The 507-nt window shown below is 58.4% G+C and carries 1 protein-coding gene; it reads right to left on the bottom strand.

The window, feature by feature from the left end; all coding sequences use genetic code 11:
• On the bottom strand, positions 1 to 507 hold a 507-nt coding region (locus J5J10_RS22585; RefSeq protein WP_249117017.1), incomplete at both ends, for a restriction endonuclease.

Genomic DNA, 507 nt, shown 5'->3' with positions numbered 1-507 from the left:
TCTGGGCGGCCCACGGCATTGCCCGCCGCGTAGCGCTTGGCCTGCACATAGATACGGTCAAGGCCGAGGCGGTCTTCGTTGATCACGCCGTCGACACCGCCATCGCCAGAGCGGCCCAATTGCGCGGCGGCGTTTTCGTGGCTGCCGCCATAGCCCATGGCAACCAGCAGATCGACAATCAACTGTTCAAAAAAGGCCGGGCTGTTTTGCACAATCCGTTCCAGCAAATCCGCCTGTAGCGCCGCTTCCAGCGCATGATAAGCAGCATCAATCTGCTCTTCAGGCGTGGCGCTGGTTGCCTCGCGCGCACTCTCATTCGGGCCAATCTCGTCTGAGGTTTCCGGCCGCTGCTTTTGAAGGAATTCGCGAAACGATGGAAATTGCATCAGCATGGACACATCAATGTGGTCCGGGTTTTCGGCCAAAAATGCGCGGCCAGCATCGGTAATCACAAACCGCCCGCGTGAAGGAAAAGCAACAAGACCCGCCCGCAGCAGATAGAATTTG

Origin of the sequence: Ciceribacter sp. L1K23, assembly GCF_018122705.1 — a bacterium.
In the GTDB taxonomy this organism is placed as follows: domain Bacteria; phylum Pseudomonadota; class Alphaproteobacteria; order Rhizobiales; family Rhizobiaceae; genus Allorhizobium.
Note: the sequence above shows the minus strand (reverse complement) of the source record. Positions and strands in the feature narration are given on the sequence as shown.